Source organism: Phyllobacterium sp. P5_D12 (assembly GCF_054049495.1).
Map to the genome: position 1 here is coordinate 1 of NZ_JBFUMG010000482.1, position 3,398 is coordinate 3,398.

At 54.3% G+C, this 3,398-nt stretch carries 3 protein-coding genes; all 3 read right to left on the reverse strand.

Going from position 1 to position 3,398, the window contains the following annotated elements; genetic code table 11:
- Positions 1-956: CmpA/NrtA family ABC transporter substrate-binding protein (locus ACXJ5O_RS22170; protein ID WP_457301780.1), on the reverse strand; the 956-nt coding region annotated here is incomplete at its 3' end.
- Between the two features lie 355 nt (positions 957-1,311).
- The gene (locus tag ACXJ5O_RS22175) at positions 1,312-2,598 is read right to left on the reverse strand and encodes a CmpA/NrtA family ABC transporter substrate-binding protein (protein WP_457301781.1); all 1,287 of its coding nucleotides are present in this window, start codon (positions 2,596-2,598) and stop codon (positions 1,312-1,314) included.
- An 11-nt stretch (positions 2,599-2,609) separates the two neighbouring features.
- Positions 2,610-3,197, reverse strand: a complete 588-nt coding sequence (locus ACXJ5O_RS22180; protein ID WP_112531481.1) for an ANTAR domain-containing response regulator — start codon at positions 3,195-3,197, stop codon at positions 2,610-2,612.
- Positions 3,198-3,398: the final 201 nt, after the last annotated feature.

A 3,398-nucleotide genomic window follows, 5' to 3' on the forward strand; every position in this document is an offset into this window, starting at 1 on the left:
CCCTTCAACCGTCCAGCGATATCGGTAGCGGGAACATTGAACCAGGCGCGCTTGCCGACGATTGCAGCCAGTTCGTCCTTGTTCGCCATATCGTCAGCCCATTGCTGGGCTTCGAGGACGGCCATTAGCAGCGCCTTGGTCGCAATGGGATTTTTCTCGACCCAATCGRCACGCATGGCGAACGATTTTTCCGGATGCTTGGCCCAGATTTCCGCCGTGTTGATTGCTGTGTAACCGATGCCTTGGTTGACAAGCTGCGCATTCCACGGCTCACCCACACAGAAACAGTCCATAGTACCGACTTTCATGTTGGCAACCATCTGCGGCGGCGGAACCACGATGGTTTCGACATCCTTGTCGGGGTCGATTCCGCCGGCTGCGAGCCAGTAACGAATCCAAAGGTCATGTGTACCGCCCGGGAATGTCATTGCGGCCTTGGCTGGGCTGCCCTCTGCCTTCTTCTTGGCAAAAGCCTCTTTCAGCAAACCAGAATCCGCGCCGACTTTGATATCCGCATAGGCGGCACCAACGGAGATCCCCTGCGCGTCGAGATTGAGCCGCGCGAGAATGACCATCGGTAGAGGTTGATTGTTCTGGGTCACCTTGCCGGTACTGATAAGGTACGGCATCGGAGTGAGGATATGTGCGCCGTCGATACCGTTACCGGCCGAACCCAATACGAGATTGTCGCGTGTTGTGCCCCAGGAGGCCTGCTTGACTACCTCGACATCCGGCATGCCATATTTTGCGAACAGACCTTTTTCCTTGGCGACGATCAATGGTGCGGAGTCGGTGAGCGCAATGAAGCCAAGCGTTGCCTTTGTGGTCTCGGGACCGGCAGCTGCCGCAAAAGCGCCACCAGGAAAAGCAGATTTGGCGGCAGCAAACAGTGCCAGCGTTCCGCCCGCTTTCAGAAGCTTTCGTCTGTGCATGCCAGTCGACAGAATGTCTTTCATAGTATTTCCCCTGAAATGCGTCGGCCTTTGCAGCCGGTTGAGCCATAAAAAAACGCCGCTGGATGGAGTGCATTCCAGGCATACCTGCAGAATGAACTCGCCGAGCGACGTCTGTGTCTTTGAAAGCACCCGATGCCGGTGCCTGCGGTTCMTGTCGTCATTGACGGAACAAAAATATCAATGCAAACGGCGTGCCAACTCTTAATAAAAACAGCAACTAGCTGAAAAAATTACATATTTTTTAGTTTAGCCTTGCAAGAAGCGAGGGGCCTACGAATAATCAAAGCAACAGATTTGTGCAGATAACGATAGTCGAGTGCGAATTTATTGTGCACAGCACAAAACATGTGCGGTCCTAAACGTCACTCTGGTTCGTGGTTCCGGAGCCGGTATTCCGAATTGGGAAACTTGCAACATAGCCACGAATATCTTCTGGATCGAACGTGGCGCCATCGATGAACACGTCATCCTCAGCGTTTCCCTCTATGCGCACATCCGTCACGGGGATATCGGCGCGGCTTCCAAGCGCGTTGCGATAGAGATCCGGCCGGAAGGCTGAAGCAACCTGCCGATGGGCTTTCAGCGAATAGGCGACCTGCCCCCATCGCACCATCTGGCTGAATATCCATTGGGCCTGACTGATCCACGGGAAATTTGCCCCCTGGCGATGGAAGGTAAAATATTCTGGAACAGTCCGCTCGGTCCCATTCGGATCAGTAGTGAATTGTCCCACGAGCACCCGGTGGAGAATGTCGAATGGCACGTCGAGATAACGGGGTTCCGCCAAGATCTGCGCCAGTTCACGCCGGTTGTCCGAAACATCGCACCATGCTGCCGCGCGATCGAGTGCCACAATCAACCGTGAGAGTGTTTCGGGATTCTGCTCTGCCCATTCCGGTCTGGCGCCGATGACCTTTTCCGGACTGGAAGGCCAGATATCTTCCTTGACCGCAACGATGCGCCCAACTTCGCGCGACACAGCTACCATATTCCACGGTGCCCCTACGCAGAACCCGTCGATCGCTCCCGCGGATAGGGCGTCGGATGTCATCGGTGGTGGCACCACGACCAGTTTTACATCCTCTTCCGGATGAAGACCGCCAGCTGACAGCCAATAGCGCAATTCATAATTATGTGAGGAGAAGGGATAGGTCATCCCCAAGACCGGCAAAGCCTCGCCCTTTGCCCGCATTTCGTCGATTACCAGTTTGAGCGCTTTGGCATTGGTCAGGGCATCTTCATGTCCAGCAAGACCTGCCTTTTCCTGCATACGACGATAGAGCTCTACGGAAAGCGTGATGGCGTTACCGCCACGCCCGAGCATGAAAGGAGCAATTGCCGGAGAAGGATTGGACCCGAGGCCTAGCGCCGCGGCGACCGGCATCGGAGCTAGCATATGCGCGATGTCGAACTGGCGGAACGCCAGCCGGTCGCGGATATTGGCCCATGAAACGTCCTTGACCAGATCTATCTGGATACCTTCGCGAGCGGCAAATCCGAATTCCGAAGCGGCAATGAGAACAGCGGCATCGACGAGCGGGATGAACCCGGCGCGAACCAGCTTGGCACTTTCCGTGCGGATCGTGGCAGGAGCTGTTAGCCCGCTCTTGTGCTGATCAATTCCGGTCGGGATGAAACTCATTCTAGTTCTTCCTAACTTCCCAGAATTGCCGCCGCCATGACGACGCTTTGGGCAATATCGGCAAGTTTCTTCTTTTCGTTCATGGCTGTCTGACGCAAAAGCGCATAGGCCTCATCTTCGGATAATTTGCGCGATTTCATCAGGATTCCTTTGGCCCGGTCGATGATCTTGCGCTCCTCAAGGGCACTCTTGGCGTCGGCCAGTTCCTGCTGCAACCGGCTGAACGCCTTGAAACGGCTGACGGCCATATCAAGGATGGGCTTCACACGTTCTTTCCTCAAACCATCGACCACATAGGCCGAAACACCAGCTTCAACAGCCGCTTCAATAGATAAACTATCCGAGCGATCCACAAACATCGCAATAGGTTTGCGTACAGAGCGCGTTAGCTGAAACAAATGCTCAAGCATATCGCGGTTGGGCGTTTCGATATCGATAACAATGACATCCGGACCGATAATTTCTATCTGCCGCGCCAGTCCGACAATATCGTGCAGCACCACCACGTGCGTATGCCCCGCCTCCCGCAAGCCCTCTTCGATAATAGCGGCGCGGATACGGTTCTCGTCGAAAATCATGATCGACAGGGCTGCATTCATGCCTTATTTTTGCGCATGCACGAATATTGTGCAATGCTACATTAGGCCACACTGATGGAGTAGAATATCAACCTTGCGCAACTAAATTTCCTCTTGGGGTTGATATTTTCATCCCGGATTCGGGATTTCTTGTGTGAGAACCGGCAGGGTGAGATTCGCATCTATCAAAGCATTCCTATGCCGAAAATGCAGCAGGCATAC

Bases quoted from the DNA above. Each gene is read 5' to 3' on its own strand.
- ACXJ5O_RS22175 (WP_457301781.1), bottom strand. From the start codon at position 2,598: ATGAGTTTCATCCCGACCGGAATTGATCAGCACAAGAGCGGGCTAACA.
- ACXJ5O_RS22180 (WP_112531481.1), bottom strand. From the start codon at position 3,197: ATGAATGCAGCCCTGTCGATCATGATTTTCGACGAGAACCGTATCCGC.